Consider the following 14,766-nt stretch of genomic DNA (forward strand, 5'->3'; position numbering starts at 1 on the left):
CCCGGAACACCAGCTTCTGCACATGCCCGATCCCGCGCAGCACCGGCTCGCCCGCCGTACCCATGGCCTGGAGCGCGAACCCGCACAGCAGCGCCACCAGCAGGGTCTGCAACACCTCGCCGCCGGTGAAGGCGGAGACCAGCGTGGTCGGGATGATCCCGAGCAGGAACTCCTGCGTGCTCTCGGCCCCGCCCGCCTTGGCCTGCGCCTCGCCCGCGCTGCGCGCCGCCTCGGTCAGGTGGAGCCCGCTGCCGGGCTCCAGCAGATTGCCGACGAGCAGGCCGATGGCGAGTGCCACCGTCGACATGACCATGAAGTAGCCGAGGGCGAGCCCGCCCACCGCGCCGACCTTCGCGGCTTTGCGGACCGAACCGATGCCCAGCACGATGGTGCAGAAGATCACCGGCGAGATCATCATCTTGATGAGGTTCACGAAGCCGGTGCCCAGCGGTTTCAGTTCCACGGCCACGCCGGGCGCGGCGAAACCGACGGCGATGCCGAGCAGCACCGCGCCGATCACCGCGATGTAGAGATAGTGCGTTCTGTCGCGCCTGGCGGCCACGATGCCTCCTGGTGGTGAAGTCGTCCGGGGAGACCTTCACCCAGGGCTGTGACCCCGGTCACCCTTGCGTTCATTGAGTTCACGACACCGTGCACACTGAGCGCCATGTTCCGCTTCCCCCGGCCCCCGCGCAGCCTCGCCGGCCAGCTCTTCGCCATGCAGGTGCTGCTGGTCGCCGTCGTCGTCGCGGGCTGCGCCGTCTACGCCTACGCCACCGCCCGGGGGCAGGCCGAGGAGGCCGCCCGGCGCCAGGCCGGAGCGGTGGCCCGCGCGGTCGCCGACTCGCCCTCCGTCCGCGAGGCCGTACGGGGAGCGGAGCGCGGCACCGACCCGTCCGCCGAGCTCCAGCCGTACGCGCAGAAGGTCCGCGTGGACTCCGGGGTGGACTTCGTGACGATCATGGCCCCCGACGGGAGGCGCTGGACCCACCCCGACCCGCGCCGGATAGGCGAGCCCTTCATGGGCAACACCGCCCCGGCTCTGCGCGGCGAGACCTTCAGCGAGACCTACACCGGCACCCTCGGCCCCTCCATCCGCGTGGTCACCCCGCTGGAGGACGGGGACCGGATCGTCGGACTGGTCAGCGCCGGGATCACCGTCCGCGCCATCAGCGACCGGCTCGCCGCCCAGCTGTCCGCCCTCGGCTGGGTCGCGGGCGGCGCGCTCGCCCTGGGAGGCGTGGGCACGTACGTCGTCAACGCGCGGCTGCGCCGCCACACTCATGGCATGAACGCCGCCGAGCTCAGCGCGATGTACGACTACCACCAGGCGGCCCTGCACGGGGTCCGCGAGGGCCTGCTGATGCTCGACGGGCAGCGCCGGATCACCCTCATCAACGACGCGGGCCGCGAGCTGCTGGCCCTGCCCGGCGAGGTCACCGGCACCCGCGCCGCCGACCTGGGACTGCCCGCGCCGCTCACCGGGGTGCTGCTCGCCGACCGGCCCCGCGTGGACGAGGTGCACCTCACGGCCGACCGGGTCCTCGTGGTCAACAGCGCCCCGGTGGCGGGCGGCGGCCGGCGCGGCACCGTCGTGACCCTGCGCGACCACACCGAGCTCCAGGCGCTGACCGGCGAGCTGGACCACGAGCGCGGATTCACCCAGGCCCTGCGCTCCCAGGCCCACGAGGCCGCCAACCGGCTGCACACCGTGGTCTCCCTCATCGAGCTGGGGCGCGCGCAGGAGGCGGTGGAGTTCGCCACCGCCGAACTGGAGCTGGCCCAGGCCCTCACCGACGAGGTGGTCACGGCCGTGGGGGAGCCCGTCCTCGTGGCGCTGCTGCTCGGAAAGGCCGCGCAGGCGCACGAGCGGGGCGTGGAACTGGTGGTGACCGCCGACAGCCGCAGCCTGGCCGACCTGGACGGGCTGCCGCCCGCCCGGGACCTCGTCACCGTGCTCGGCAACCTCATCGACAACGCGGTCGACGCGGTGAGCGCCGTCCCCGGCGCCCGGATCGCCGTCACCCTGCGGCCGGAGCGGGACCAGCTGCTGCTGCGGGTCGCGGACAACGGCCCCGGACTGCCCGAGGGGGTGGACGTCTTCCGCCGCGGCTGGTCCGGCAAGGGCGAGGGGCGCGGCCTCGGTCTCGCCCTGGTCCAGCAGGTGGCGCAGCGCTACGGCGGTGCGGTGGTCGCCGCCCAGGGTCCGGGCGGCGGCGCGGAGTTCACCGTACGGCTGCCCGCCGCGGCCCCGCCGGACGGGGTGCCGGGATGACCGGGAGCGAGGTCCGCGTCCTCGTCGTCGAGGACGATCCGGTGGCCGCCGACGCGCACGCCCTGTACGTCGGCAGGGTGCCCGGCTTCACGGCCGTCGGAGCCGTCAACTCCCTGGCCGAGGCCACCCGGGTCCTGGAGCGGACCCGCGTCGACCTGCTCCTGCTCGACCTGGGCCTACCCGACGGGCACGGCCTGCGCTTCGCCCGGGGGCTGCGCGCCGCCGGGCATCCGGTCGACGTGATCGTGGTGACCTCGGCGCGGGACCTGGCCGTGGTCCGCGAGAGCGTCTCGCTCGGCGTGGTCCAGTACGTCCTGAAGCCCTTCGCCTTCCCCACCCTGCGCGAACGCCTGCTGCGCTACGCCGAGTTCCGCGCGACGGCGGGCGAGGCGGCGGGCCAGGACGACGTGGACCGGGCGATGGCCGCCCTGCGCGCGCCCCGCCCGGCCGAGCTGCCCAAGGGGCTGAGCGCGCCGACCCTGGACCGGGTCGCCGCCCTGCTGCGGGCGGCGCCCGAGGGGCTGACGGCGGCGGGGGCGGCCGAGGCGGCCGGGATCTCCCGGATCACCGCCCGCCGGTACCTGGAGCACCTGGTGGACACCGGCCGCGCGGACCGGACCCCCCGGTACGGCCAGGTCGGCCGCCCCGAACTGCACTACCGCTGGCTGGCGGCCGCGGCGGCCGGCTCGGTGTCGAAGGTGTAGAACTTCCGGTGGTCGAGCAGGTCCGCCGGGGTCACGTCGTTCCACGGCCGCATGGTGTCGTTCAGGTCCACCACATTGGTGGTGCCCGCCGCCGGCAGGTAGGTGGACTGCGGGTGCCTCGCCTGCCAGTCGGACCACAGCTTGTCGATGAAGGCGTGGTGCATCCAGAACACCGGGTCGTTGGGGGAGACCCCGGTGGACATCTGGCCGCCGACCCAGACGTGCACCCGGTTGTGAAGGTTGGCGCCGCGCCAGCCCTCCAGGTGGTTGCGGAACCCGTTGGAGGAGCTGTTCCAGGGGGCCATGTCGTAGACCGGCATGGCCAGTACGGAGTCCACCTCGGCCTTGGTCGGCAGCTCGGGGACGCCGCTGCCGAGCGCGCGCCGCAGGTAGGAGCGGCCGTCGACGCGTACCTCTATGTTCCACTTGCCCGTCGCGTAGGCGAAGGGCCCGTCGATGACCTGGCCGTCGCGGGCCCGCCCGGTGCCGCCGAGGAAGTCGGGGGCCCAGAGGGAGGAGCGGCTGGTGCGGTCCACCGTCCAGTCCCAGTAGGGCAGCGCCACGCTCGCGTCCACTTTCTGCAGCGCCTGCTCGAACTCCAGCAGGAAGCGCCGGTGCCAGGGGAGGAAGGAGGGGGAGCGGTGGCCGACCCGGTCGCCCGAGTCGGTGTCGCTCATGATGAAGCCGTTGTGGGTGGTGACGAAGCGGTCGTAGGCGCCGGTGCGCTTGAGCTCCAGCAGGGCCGAGGTGAAGGCGCGCTTCTCCGCGGGGGTCAGCGTGGCCTGGTTCTTGCGGACGGTCACGCCGCACCTCCGAAGGGGACGAGGGGGGCGCCCTGGAGCTCGCGGACCGCGGCGCGGGCGAGCAGGGTGGGGCTGTTGAAGGTCTCGTAGTGGTTGATGACGCTGATCCAGCTGCCGTCGGCGTTGCGCATGACGTGCAGTTCTCTGCCGTCTATCCGGACGGTCGGCTGGCCGGGCGAGTGGTGGTCGCCGTGGCCGCCGTGGTGTCCTCCGCCGCCCTGGGTGATCTGGATGCGGCGGCCCTGGTAGACCTCGTCGACCGTGCCCGGGGGTGTGGGGGTCGCGGGGGTCGCGGCGGCGCTCGTGGCGATGCCGGTGGTGGCGGCGGTGAGGCCGAGGACGGTGAGGGCGCCGGCGGTCGTCCCCAGCGCCTGGCGTCGAGTGATCATGTGCATGGCCGAAGAGGTATCAGGGCGCGGGAAAGGCGTGGCCGTTATCCGGACATGAACGGATAAGTTGCCGGTAGAACAAGTTGGATGATCTTCCCGTCCGGACCGGCTCCGGTGCGTCGAACGGGAAGATCTGCGGCGCTGAGTCTACTGGACAGTAATTTATGCGGCGGCCAGGGGTCCCTATGTGCGGGGTCACACGGGGGAGTCGGCCGGAAACGGAGCGTCAGGCGCCCTCGTGGGCCCATCCGGGGTGTGTGGGCGGGCGATCGCGCGGCTCGTCGCACCCACCGCGACCGGCCTCCCGGATTGGGGGGATTCCTCACTTATAGTCCCGCTATGGCTCTTCATGTGACGAAGGACGCGAGCGCCGCCCCGGACACCGACACGGACGTGTTCGCGTCCACGCTGAGCGGCCAGATCCTCCCCAAGTACCGGATCCCCGAGGACCACTCGCCCACCGAGGTCGTCTACGAACTCCTGCGCAACGAACTCCTCCTGGACGGCAACGCCTCCCAGAACCTGGCGACCTTCTGCACCACCTGGTCGGACGAGGGCGTGCACCGCCTGATGAACGTCTGCCTCGACAAGAACATGATCGACAAGGACGAGTACCCGCAGACCGCCGAGATCGAGTCCCGCTGCGTCAACATCCTCGCCGACCTCTGGAACGCCCCCGCCGGAACCACCGCGACCGGCTGCTCCACCACCGGCTCCAGCGAAGCCGCCATGCTCGGCGGCCTCGCCCTCAAATGGCGCTGGCGCGAGCGCCGCCGCGCCGCGGGCCTGCCCACCGACCGGCCCAACCTGGTGTGCGGGCCCGTCCAGATCTGCTGGGACAAGTTCGCCCGCTACTTCGACGTCGAACTGCGCCAGGTCCCGCTGGAGCCCGGCGCCACCGGCCTGCTGCCCCACCAGCTCGCCGAGTACGTCGACGAGAACACCATCGGCGTCGTCGCCATCCTCGGCGTGACCTACACCTGCGACTACGAGCCCGTCGCCGAGCTCGCCGCCGCACTCGACCGGATCCAGGCCGAGCACGGCTGGGACGTCCCCATCCACGTGGACGGCGCGAGCGGCGGCTTCGTCGCCCCCTTCCTCCACCCCGACGTGGTCTGGGACTTCCGGCTCTCCCGCGTCGCCTCGATCAACACCTCCGGCCACAAGTACGGGCTCGCGCCCCTGGGCGTCGGCTGGATCGTCTGGCGGACCGCCGACCTGCTCCCCGCCGACCTCGTGTTCAACGTGGACTACCTCGGCGGCGACATGCCGACCTTCGCCCTCAACTTCTCCCGCCCCGGCGGCGAGATCGTCGCCCAGTACTACCTGTTCCTGCGCCTCGGCCGGGCCGGCTACACCCGCGTCCAGCAGGCGTGCGCGGACACCGCCCAGTACCTGGCCGGGGAGATCGAGGCGATGGGCCCCTTCACCCTCCTCTACGGGGGCGAAGGCGGACTCCCCGCCGTCTCCTACAAGCTCACCGACCCCGACGGCGCCGGATTCTCCCTCTACGACCTCTCCGACCGGCTGCGGATGCGCGGCTGGCAGGTGCCCACGTACCCGCTGCCCGCCAACCGCCAGGAGACCGTCATCCAGCGGGTCCTGGTCCGCCACGGTGTCACCCGGGACCAGATCGCCCTGCTGGTGGAGGACATGCGCCGGGCCGTGGACCACCTCAGGGCCACGCCCCCGCCGGCCCCGGCCACCCCGCCGCGCTCCGGCTTCCACCACTGAGGGCGGCCGGTCGGCAGGGAGACGGCGGGGCCGTCAGCGGCGGCCGCTCTACCGGGCCCCGAAGTTCTGCGTCCACCAGGGGCCTCCCGCGCCCTGGTGGATGCCGACGCCCAGGTCCTTGAAGGAGCAGTTCAGGATGTTGGCCCGGTGCCCCGGGCTCTTCATCCAGGAGTCCATCACCGACGCCGCGGTCTGCTGGCCCCGCGCGATGTTCTCCCCGTACGTCGACCAGCGGTACCCGGCCGAGGTGGTCCGGTCGCCCGGGTCCCTGCCGTCGGGGTTGGTGTGGTCGAAGAAGTTCCGGGCCGCCATGTCGTCGGAGTGCCTCTGCGCCGCCGCCCGCAGCTGCGGGTCGTCCTTGAGCGGGCCGCAGCCGGCCGCCGCACGCTCGCTGTTGACCAGGGCCAGCACCTGCCCGGCCACACCCGACGGCGGCGCGGGGGCCGGCGCGGGCGCCGAGGCGCGCGGGGTCGGCGAGGAGCTGCGGCTCGCCGTGGGGCTCGCGGACGGGCTCGCCGAAGCGGAAGCCGAGGCGGAGGCCGAAGGTGAAGCGGACGCCGAGGGCGATGCCGAGGCCGAGGGGGAGGCCGACGGCGAGGGCGGGCCGGCGGACTCCGGCGCGGCCAGCGCCGCCACCGGCGCGCCGGTCGCGCCGCCCTCCTCCTTCGTATCACCGGAACCGGGCAGTCCGCCGAGGTAGACCAGGCCGCCGCCCGCCACACAGGCCGCGATCACCGCACCGCCGACCACACGGCGCCTGCTGCGCCGCCGCTGCCGCTGGCGCATCGCGCCCCGGCCGCCGCCCGCATCGGTCACCGGGGTCAGCTGCGTCGCCGCCTCCGCGAACTCGCCCTCGGCGCCGCCGCCGAGCGCGGAGGCGGAGGCCACCGGTGCGAACCCCGTCTCCGTGGCCGCGCGTACCCCGGCCAGCAGCGCCGCCGACACCGGTACGAGCGCCAGCCCGGCCAGCAGCCCCTCCGCCGGGACCAGCCCGCCCCACAGGCCCGAGCAGCGCACGCACTCCCGCGCGTGCCGGGCTATTCGCTTGCGCCACAGCGCCGACGGCTGCCCGTCCCAGCCCGCCAGCAGCCCGTGCAGCTCCTCGCAGCGCGGCCGCGAGTCCAGCGCCCGCTCCACGACCCGCGCCGACTCCAGCTGCGCCTTCATCCGCTGGATCCGGACCGCCGTGTGCTGCGGCGTCAGCTCCAGCGCGGAGGCCACCTCCGCCCGGGTCAGCTCCCCGGCGCACTCCAGCCACCACAGCGACAGCAGCCCCCGGTCCTCGGGCTCCAGCCAGCGCGTGGCCCGCGCCGTCTCGCGGCGCTGGCCCGACAGCTCCAGCCGTACGACGGTCAGGTCGACGAAGTCGGCCCCCGGGTCGGCCACGTCCTGCGCGGTGTCCAGGGTGCTCTCGCCGAAACCGCTCTGCCGGGCCTGCCAGTGCGCCCGTACCCGGTTCATCGCGATGGCCACCAGCCAGGACCGGAAGGACTCGTCGTCGCGCAGGCCGCCCAGCCCGTCGAGCGCGCGCAGCATCGTGTCCTGCACCACGTCGTCCACGTCGCAGGAGCCGTTCAGGGCCCGGCCGACGATGTTGTAGACGAGCGGGAGGTGAGCGCCGACGAGCGCGTCCTGCGCGCGGGGATCGCCCGCGCGGGCCGCTGCCACCAGTGCTGCGGTGTGCTGAGTAGTCATGTGAATGTCCCTGTCCGTACCGGCGGTCGATGATGCCCGATACCTGGGAGACCGTGGAGAGGGGCCTCGATAACAGTTATCCGGAAAATAATTCCGGATGGCGATTCACGGGCCCCCAGCGGGGTCACAACAGCGGTGCCAGCGCCTCGGCCGCGGCCCGCAGCGCGGGGGCGTACCGCTCGATCTCAGCCCGGGGGACCAGGAAGGCGACGGTGGTGACGCTGACCCCGCCGACCGGCCGGCCCGAGGGCCCGAGGACCGCCGCGCCGACGCAGCGGATGGTGGGCTCGTTCTCCTCGTCGTCCACCGCGAAGCCGCGCGCCCGTACTCCGGCCAGTTCGGCGAGGAGTTCCGGCACGGTGGTGAGCGTGTGCGGGGTCCGGCGCGGCAGGCCGGTGGCGGCCGCGAGGGCCCGTACCTCCGCCTCGGGCAGATGAGCGAGGACGCTCTTGCCGATGGCCGTGCTGTGCAGGGGCATGCTCATGCCGATCCGGGAGGCGGTCCGGACGGGCTGGTCGCCCTCCACCTTGCGGATGTAGGTGATGGTCTCCCCGCCGCGCAGGGCCAGATGCACCGTCTGACCCGTCGTCCGCTGGAGCTCGCCGAGGACGCGCCCGATGGTGGCCGGCTCCCCGCCGCCGACCAGCGCGGACAGCAGCCGCAGCCGCGGCCCCACGCCGTAGCGGCTCTCCGGCTCCGGGCGGACGAAGCCCTGCTCGGTCAGGGAGGCCAGGACCCGGAAGGCGGTGGACTTCGGTACGGCGGCCGCCGCGGCCAGGTCGGTCAGCCGGTGCGGGCCGCCGGGCGCCGCCACCGCCTCCAGCAGGCGCAGGGACTTCTCCGCCGCCGAACCGGCGGCGGAGGTGCGGCCGGTGCGGCCGGGGTTCGGGGGGCCGTCGGGCGGGTTTTCTCCGGCGTTCGTGGTCACGGCGGTTCCCGGTGTGTGTAGGGTCTGGACCAATCGGTTCCGCTGTACGGTACGCCGTTCCACTACGTGGAACAAGATGGGGGAGGTTTCCATGCCCGGCCGATCACCCGGACATCCGTACGCCGTGCTCGCCGCCCAGCGGCTGCTGCCGGTGCTGCGCAGCCCCGGCGCCGACGAGGCCGTCCGCGCCACCGCCGCCCTGCTCGCGGCCGGCTGCCGCGCCGTCGAGCTGACCACCACCGTCCCCGGCTGGGCCGAGGCCGTCGCCCGCACGGCCCGGCTCGACGACGCGCACGGCCGCCGCGCGCTCATCGGCGTGGGCACCGTCACCACCGCCGAGCAGGCCGAGACCGCCCTGGACGCGGGCGCCGCCTTCCTCGTCTCCCCGTACCCCGCGCCGGAGGTCCGCGCGGTGGCCGTGCGCCGCGAAGCCGTCTTCATCGAGGGCGGGTTCACCCCCGGCGAGATCGCGGCCGCCGTCCGGGCCGCCGGATCCGCGAAGGTCTTCCCGGCCCATGTGGGAGGCCCGGACTTCGTGCGCTCCCTCCGGGCCGTACTGCCGGAGGCGGTGATCGTCCCCACCGGCGGCATCCGGCCCGCCGAGGTCCCCGACTGGCTCGCCGCGGGCGCCACCGCCGTCGGTGTCGGGAGCGGGCTGCCGGCCGAGCCCGAGGCGCTGGCCGCGCTGTTCGCCGTGCCCGCGCCCGGAGGCGGCCATTGCGGCCCCGTGAATCCGGGGTGCTGACCGTGCCCGGGAGCGCCGACACGGCGTACGACGTGCTCGTCCTGGGTGAGGTGCTGGTCGAGATCCACACCGACACCGCCCTCGGCCGCGCCGCCGAGGGCACCCCGGCCCGTATCTCCTACTCCGGCGACGCCCTCAACGTGGCCGCCGCCGCGGCCGCCGCCGGGGCGCGCACCGCGCTGCTCGCCGTGGTCGGCGAGGACGAGCTGACCGCGCCGCTGCTGCGGCGGGCCGCCCGGCTCGGCGTGGACGTCTCCCACGTCCGCCGCGCCGACCGGCCCAATGGGGCCTACCTGCTCAGCTCCGATCCGGACGGCGACCGGGGCTTCGTCTACTGGCGCACCGGAAGCGCCGGTTCCACCCTCGCGCCCCGGCATGTCGACTCCTGGCACGAGCTGCTGACGCGCTGCCGCGCCCTGGTCACCAGCGGCATCACCGGCGCCCTGTCCCCGAGCAGCCGCGAGGCCGTCGTGGCCGCCGCGCACCTCGTGCACGGCGCGGGCGGGCAGGTGACGTACGACCCCAACTTCCGCGCCCGGCTCACCGGCCCGGCCGAAGCACGCGCACTGCTCGCCCGGATCGCCCCGCTGACCGGGCTGCTCAAGGTGTCCTGCCCGGCCGACGCCCGGGCCCTGGCCGACACCGAGGACGCCACGGCCGCCGCCGCCCGGCTGCGCGCGCTCGGGGCCCGTACGGTCGCGGTCACCGCCGGGTCCGGACCGCTGCTCCTGGCCGACGCCGAGGGCGTGACGGCCCATCCGGTGCCCGCGAACCCCGCCCCCGTGGACGCGACCGGCGCCGGGGACTGCTTCACCGGCACGGCCACCGCCCGGCTCGCCCTCGGCGACCCGCTCGCGGAGGCCGTGGCCCTCGGCCTCGCCGCCGCCTCGCTGTCGGTCTCGGGCCGGGGCGGTACGGGCCGGGTCCCGGCCCTCGCGGAGACGGCCGCGCTGGCGGCCGCCCACCGGGGGATCAGTACTCCTCGGCCGACGTCTCCGGCTCCGTGACCCAGCCCGCGGCGAGGACCAGCCGCGAGGTGCGGTGGACGGCGAGGAAGCCGAACGGCCGGTCGAAGCGGACCCGCGCCCTGCGCACCCGGTAGCGGAGGCGCGGCGGCATGCCGGCGCCGACGAGGTCGAGGGGGGTGATCGCCGCCGCCTCGAAGCCCTCGGCGTGGAACCGGGCCAGTGCCGACTGCCGGGCGGAACCGATGGCCAGGGGCTCGCCGCTGATGCCGGGGAAGTGGCCGCGGCCGGTGTCGCACGCGGCTTCCAGGCCGAACAGCCGGGCGTGGTGGAGGAGATCGTGCTCCGCCCGTATCCCGAAGGCCGTCGTGTCGATCTCCAGCCTCCGTTCGGGCGACGCGGAGCGCACGGTCCCGACGGACAGCCCCGGGCCGGGCTCGCCCGGCGGCAGCAGGCTCGCCCCGGTGGACGGCAGGGCCCGGGTGACGGCCGCGATCCCGCTGGTGAGCGTGGCACCCGCCGGTGCGCCGGGCTCGCCGAGGACGAGGTGCACGTCCACCCCGGCCGAGCCGACCACCTCCAGCAGCGTGACCGCACCGCCCGTGCCGTGGGCGACCCTGACCCGGTCCAGCAGGGCGGTGCTGCGGTACAGCATGCGCAGGGTCAGGCCGCTCCACGGCCCGCTCCCGGCCTCGGACAGCGTCTCATGGAAGGGCCGGATCCAGCCGATGCGCAGGGCGAGAGCGGAGGCGAGTACGAGCGAGGAGTCCTTGTTGAGGGCGACCGGCATCCGCTCGATCAGCCCGTGCGTCCGCTCGCGGGCCCACGCGTCCAGGACCTTCCGGTCCGTGTCCGGATCCCCGGTCAGGAGGCCCCGGGTGCCCGGCGGGAGCCGCCGTGACCAGGGCTCGCGCAGCGGCAGCCCGTCCCGCACCCACAGGCCCGTCGCCGCTTCCAGCCCCCGTACGCGTCCCAGCGCGGCCAGCAGCTCCCGCGCGGCCCCGGCCGCGGTGTCGGCGGACATGCCCAGCGCCTCGGCCAGTTCGGCGCGGGCGGGGCCCTGCGCGCCGTCCGCGAGCAGCGCCAGCAGGGGCCAGACCCCGGCGGCGGTGAACACGGTCCCCGCGTCCCCGTCGGTCCGCGCGGCCCAGTGTGCCGTGAGCCGGTTGACCGCGCTCACCGTCGAGTTCCTCATGCGGGGGAGGGTACGTGGAAGGCGCCGCCGGGCCGGATGGATTTTCCGCGGCCCGGCGGCGCCGGTCAGGGGGAGGCTGCTGCTGAGGGAGGGTCAGCGGCCGCGCAGCCCGCGGTCGACGGCCGTCAGCAGCTCGCCGTCGGAGGTGTCGGCGTCCAGCGACCAGAACATGGCGCCGCCGAGGCCGTTCTCGCGGACGTAGCGGGACTTGGCGCGCAGCACCTGCGGGTCGTCGTAGGTCCACAGGGTGGTGCCGTCGAACAGCCAGGCGTGGCCGCCGCGCCGGTCGCGGTGGATCTGGTAGCTGCCGGAGTCGGCCAGCTTCTTGAGCGCCTTGTAGTCCTCGTACCCGGCGGCCCAGGTGGCGGGCGCCGGGCCGGTGGCGGGCTGCCCCATGCCGTCGCCGCCGCCGCTCACGCCGGTCCAGCCCTGCCCGTAGAAGGGCATGCCCATCACCAGCTTGTGCGCGGGGGCGCCGCGCCGCTTCCAGGCGTCGACGGTGCCGTGCACGCTGAAATCGTCGCGGGCGTAGAGGGCGGACTGCTGGGCCGTCTTCGGCTCCCCGGAGACGTGGAAGTCGTAGCCCTGGAGGGTGACGAAGTCCAGGTCGCGCATGATGCGGCGGACGTCGAAGCCCGCGTCGATCTTGGCGGGGGCGGTCGGGACGAAGGCGCTCAGCTCGTACTTCGTCTTCCGCTTCTGGCTGCGGGCGTAGGCGTCGAGCTGGGTGCGGAACTCCTTGACCAGCTCGGTGAAGTTCCGCTTGTCCTCGGGGCGGTAGGTGGTGTCGGTGTCACCGGCGGAGCCGGGCCACTCCCAGTCGAGGTCGATCCCGTCGAACAGGCCGGCGGCGGCACCGGCGCCGCCGCGGGCGCCGTCCTGCGGGAGATTGCCCTTGAGGTAGAGGTCGACGCAGGAGGCGACGAGGGCCTTGCGAGAGGCAGGGGTCAGCGCGGCGTCGGAGAAGTGCGTGGACCAGCTCCAGCCGCCGAGGGAGATCAGCACCTTGAGACCGGGGTGCTTGGCCTTCAGCTCGCGCAGCTGGTTGAAGTTCCCGGCGAGCCGCTGCTCGGCGGTGTCCGCGACACCGTCCACGGAGTTCGCGGCGTCGAGGGGGCGCACGTAGTCGGCCCATGCGTCGGCCTCGCCGGGGACGTTGCCGGTGAAGCACTTGCCGTCGGCGCTGATGTTGCCGAAGGCGTAGTTGATGTGGGTGAGCTTGGCGGCGGAGCCGTTCGCTTCGAGGTCCTGGACCTGGAAGTCCCGCCCGTAGACGCCCCACTGGGTGAAGTAGCCGACCTTCTTGTACGAGCCGCCACCGCGCGCGGTGTCGTCACCGCCGGCGCCGGAGGCGGAGGCGGCGGGCGCGAAGGCGGCCAGCAGGGAGAGGGAACAGGCGGCGACGGCCAGTCTGCCGAACGTGCTGCGGCGCATGGGCTTCCTTTGCGGCTGCGGGGAGGAGCGGGGGCGTGAGCGCGTGCGGCGGTGCGGGGTGCGGGGTGCGGGGTGCGGGGTGCGGGGTGTGGCGGTGCGGCGGGTGCATGCCGGAAACTATTGGTCTGGACCAGCCGGGTCAAGGGGGCGGCGCGTAAATCGATGGAACGCGCGGCCGGGCCGTGGCAGGGTTGCACCCACCAAAGGGGTGTAGCTCAGTCGGCCAGAGCAGCGGTCTCCAAAACCGTAGGTCGCAGGTTCAATTCCTGCCATCCCTGCCAATGCGGCGCCGCGCGGTGCCGCGCAGTGAGGGAAAGCCGCGCGGGTGCGCGGCTGTTCCGCCGGTCAGGGGCAGCTCTCCTCCAGCTTGACCGTGTGGAAGACGAGCTTGGTGTCGGTCGTGGCCCGGCTGCCGGCGGCGGGGGTCTGCGAGCAGACCTTCCAGTTCCGGTCGAGCACCTGCATCCGGCTCTTGCCGAGCGCGTCGGTGGACCCGAGGTAGAAGAACCCGGCGGCCTGCGCCTGATCCTGCGCGGCCTGCAGAACCTGCCCGACGGCCAGGGGAACGGTCGCCGGAGGGGCAGCCGGGGGAGCGGCGAGTACGGCCGCGGTGTGGTGGGTGCGCATCGCGCCATGCTTGCCGGAATGCGGCGGCTGTGTGGGGTGAGTGGCCGTCTTGTGACATCGGGGTCGTCGGCCGTGGGGGCGGGGTGCCCCCGCACCGGGGTGCGGGGGCCGCCGCGAGAAGGTGCCCGTCGGTCGCTGTCCCCGGGGGGCCGACGGGCGGGTCCGAGTAGCTGCCGCAGCCACGGGGCAATCGCTCGGATGTGATGGGCCGACCGTACCCGCGGGCACTGACAACGGCTCCGCACGCGCGGCGGCCCTCCCGGGGGGAGGGACGGGAGGGGCGCCGGCCCGGGGGAGGTCCGGTGCGCCACACCGTAGACCCGCGGGCGGGCGGAGCGGTAGGCATATGCCGGGGTGGATTTCGGAGATAGGGAGTGTCCGGCATGACGGTCCGGGGGGGCATCCGCGGCCTCGCTTCCCTGGCGCAAGGCGGGCGTGTGGGAGGCGGCTTCCGGTGGGCGGCCGGGGTGGTGTTGCGCCGGCTGTGGGGGACCCGTCCTCTCGTACCGGTACCGGATGTACCTGCCCGAGTCCTCGCTGTTCACGCGGTGCGTCGGGCTCAGCTGGTGTTCCGGTTGCCGGGTCTACTCCGGGGCGATGGTGCATGTCCCGCGCGAGCGCGTGCTCGCTGACATGCTGGCCGGGTTGCCGGAGGAGCGGCGGGAGCGGTTGCTGCGGAGCGAGGCACGGCTGGTGCGGTACCTGGACGCGCGATTGCGGGCGGGCGGGATGGCGCCCCGCCCGCCCGGCGCGGGGCCTAGCCGGCCGTGCCCGCCGGCGGCTCCTGGTAGCCGTACGGGCGGGTGATGATCTCCATCGCGTGGCCCGTCGGATCCATGAAGTAGACGCCCCGGCCGCCGTCGTGGTGGTTGATCTCGCCCGGGTGCTTGCGCTGCGGATCGGCGAAGTAGTCGACCCCCGCCGAGCGGATCTTCGCGAATGCCGCGTCGAACTCCTCCTCCGAGATGAGGAACGCGTAGTGCTGCGGGGTGATGGTCTCCGGCGGGACGGTCGCGAAGTCCAGGGTGACGCCGTTGGCGGTCTCCACCGGGATGAAGGGACCCGTCTGGGGGCCGGCCTCCAGGCCGAGGACATCGGCCAGGAAGGCGGCGGCCTCCCGGGCGTCACGGGAGTGGATGATCGTGTGATTCAGCTGTACAGACATGGGTGAATGCCTCCGGAAGGCATCTTACGGACACCTCCATGCCTCACCCGGTCGGTGACCGACACGCGATGCCGTGATCACGATCCTAGGCACCGGGCGGCGCCGGA

At 73.9% G+C, this 14,766-nt stretch carries 14 protein-coding genes and 1 tRNA gene; 6 read left to right on the forward strand and 9 right to left on the reverse strand.

The window, feature by feature from the left end; all coding sequences use genetic code 11:
* The coding region (locus ABZ873_RS08235) for a cation:dicarboxylase symporter family transporter (RefSeq protein ID WP_360867079.1) at nucleotides 1–562 on the reverse strand (562 nt) is incomplete at its 3' end.
* 105 nt (nucleotides 563–667) lie between these two features.
* On the opposite strand from ABZ873_RS08235, the gene ABZ873_RS08240 reads away from it, so the two are divergent.
* Together ABZ873_RS08240 and ABZ873_RS08245 are read left to right on the forward strand one after the other, a co-directional pair.
* Nucleotides 668–2,275 (forward strand): sensor histidine kinase, encoded by a 1,608-nt coding sequence (locus tag ABZ873_RS08240; RefSeq protein ID WP_360867082.1) that lies wholly within the window; start codon nucleotides 668–670, stop codon nucleotides 2,273–2,275.
* Nucleotides 2,272–2,979 carry a response regulator gene (locus ABZ873_RS08245; RefSeq protein WP_360867085.1) on the forward strand — a complete coding sequence of 236 codons (708 nt, stop codon included), beginning with the start codon at nucleotides 2,272–2,274 and terminating at the stop codon, nucleotides 2,977–2,979. Before ABZ873_RS08240 ends, ABZ873_RS08245 begins: the two co-directional genes overlap by 4 nt.
* Here ABZ873_RS08245 and ABZ873_RS08250 read toward each other — a convergent pair.
* The gene (locus tag ABZ873_RS08250) at nucleotides 2,931–3,782 is read right to left on the reverse strand and encodes a tyrosinase family protein (protein WP_360867088.1); all 852 of its coding nucleotides are present in this window, start codon (nucleotides 3,780–3,782) and stop codon (nucleotides 2,931–2,933) included. The two genes, ABZ873_RS08245 and ABZ873_RS08250, sit on opposite strands and share 49 nt — an antisense overlap.
* Nucleotides 3,779–4,177: a tyrosinase cofactor gene (locus ABZ873_RS08255; RefSeq protein WP_360867090.1), complete on the reverse strand. Its 399-nt coding sequence runs from the start codon at nucleotides 4,175–4,177 to the stop codon at nucleotides 3,779–3,781. Before ABZ873_RS08255 ends, ABZ873_RS08250 begins: the two co-directional genes overlap by 4 nt.
* 333 nt (nucleotides 4,178–4,510) lie before the next feature.
* Here ABZ873_RS08255 and ABZ873_RS08260 point away from each other — a divergent pair, with 333 nt between their 5' ends.
* Complete coding sequence (locus tag ABZ873_RS08260) at nucleotides 4,511–5,905, forward strand: glutamate decarboxylase (protein ID WP_360867093.1); 1,395 nt, start codon at nucleotides 4,511–4,513, stop codon at nucleotides 5,903–5,905.
* Between the two features lie 48 nt (nucleotides 5,906–5,953).
* Here the strand turns inward: ABZ873_RS08260 and ABZ873_RS08265 are convergent, their stop codons facing one another.
* Together ABZ873_RS08265 and ABZ873_RS08270 are read right to left on the reverse strand one after the other, a co-directional pair.
* Nucleotides 5,954–7,600, reverse strand: a complete 1,647-nt coding sequence (locus ABZ873_RS08265) for a sigma-70 family RNA polymerase sigma factor (protein WP_360867096.1) — start codon at nucleotides 7,598–7,600, stop codon at nucleotides 5,954–5,956.
* A 124-nt stretch (nucleotides 7,601–7,724) separates the two neighbouring features.
* Nucleotides 7,725–8,528, reverse strand: coding sequence for an IclR family transcriptional regulator (locus ABZ873_RS08270; protein ID WP_360867099.1), 804 nt, complete (start codon nucleotides 8,526–8,528; stop codon nucleotides 7,725–7,727).
* A 91-nt stretch (nucleotides 8,529–8,619) separates the two neighbouring features.
* On the opposite strand from ABZ873_RS08270, the gene ABZ873_RS08275 reads away from it, so the two are divergent.
* Together ABZ873_RS08275 and ABZ873_RS08280 are read left to right on the forward strand one after the other, a co-directional pair.
* The gene (locus ABZ873_RS08275; RefSeq protein WP_360867102.1) at nucleotides 8,620–9,273 is read left to right on the forward strand and encodes a bifunctional 4-hydroxy-2-oxoglutarate aldolase/2-dehydro-3-deoxy-phosphogluconate aldolase; all 654 of its coding nucleotides are present in this window, start codon (nucleotides 8,620–8,622) and stop codon (nucleotides 9,271–9,273) included.
* A gap of 2 nt (nucleotides 9,274–9,275) precedes the next feature.
* Nucleotides 9,276–10,280, forward strand: coding sequence for a PfkB family carbohydrate kinase (locus ABZ873_RS08280; RefSeq protein ID WP_360867104.1), 1,005 nt, complete (start codon nucleotides 9,276–9,278; stop codon nucleotides 10,278–10,280).
* Here ABZ873_RS08280 and ABZ873_RS08285 read toward each other — a convergent pair.
* Nucleotides 10,246–11,433, reverse strand: a complete 1,188-nt coding sequence (locus tag ABZ873_RS08285; protein WP_360867107.1) for a serpin family protein — start codon at nucleotides 11,431–11,433, stop codon at nucleotides 10,246–10,248. The two genes, ABZ873_RS08280 and ABZ873_RS08285, sit on opposite strands and share 35 nt — an antisense overlap.
* Before the next feature lie 93 nt (nucleotides 11,434–11,526).
* Entirely contained in the window at nucleotides 11,527–12,867 is a 1,341-nt protein-coding gene (locus tag ABZ873_RS08290; RefSeq protein ID WP_360867110.1) for a glycoside hydrolase family 18 protein, read from the reverse strand.
* 204 nt (nucleotides 12,868–13,071) lie between these two features.
* Between ABZ873_RS08290 and ABZ873_RS08295 the strand changes: the two genes are divergently transcribed.
* A tRNA-Trp gene (locus ABZ873_RS08295) sits at nucleotides 13,072–13,148 on the forward strand.
* 64 nt (nucleotides 13,149–13,212) lie between these two features.
* On the opposite strand, the gene ABZ873_RS08300 is transcribed toward ABZ873_RS08295, so the two are convergent.
* Both ABZ873_RS08300 and ABZ873_RS08305 read right to left on the reverse strand, forming a co-directional pair.
* Complete coding sequence (locus tag ABZ873_RS08300; RefSeq protein WP_360867112.1) at nucleotides 13,213–13,494, reverse strand: hypothetical protein; 282 nt, start codon at nucleotides 13,492–13,494, stop codon at nucleotides 13,213–13,215.
* 757 nt (nucleotides 13,495–14,251) lie between these two features.
* Complete coding sequence (locus tag ABZ873_RS08305; protein ID WP_360867115.1) at nucleotides 14,252–14,659, reverse strand: VOC family protein; 408 nt, start codon at nucleotides 14,657–14,659, stop codon at nucleotides 14,252–14,254.
* Nucleotides 14,660–14,766: the final 107 nt, after the last annotated feature.

Source organism: Streptomyces sp. NPDC047014 (genome assembly GCF_040644195.1).
Taxonomy (GTDB): Bacteria; Actinomycetota; Actinomycetes; order Streptomycetales; family Streptomycetaceae; genus Streptomyces.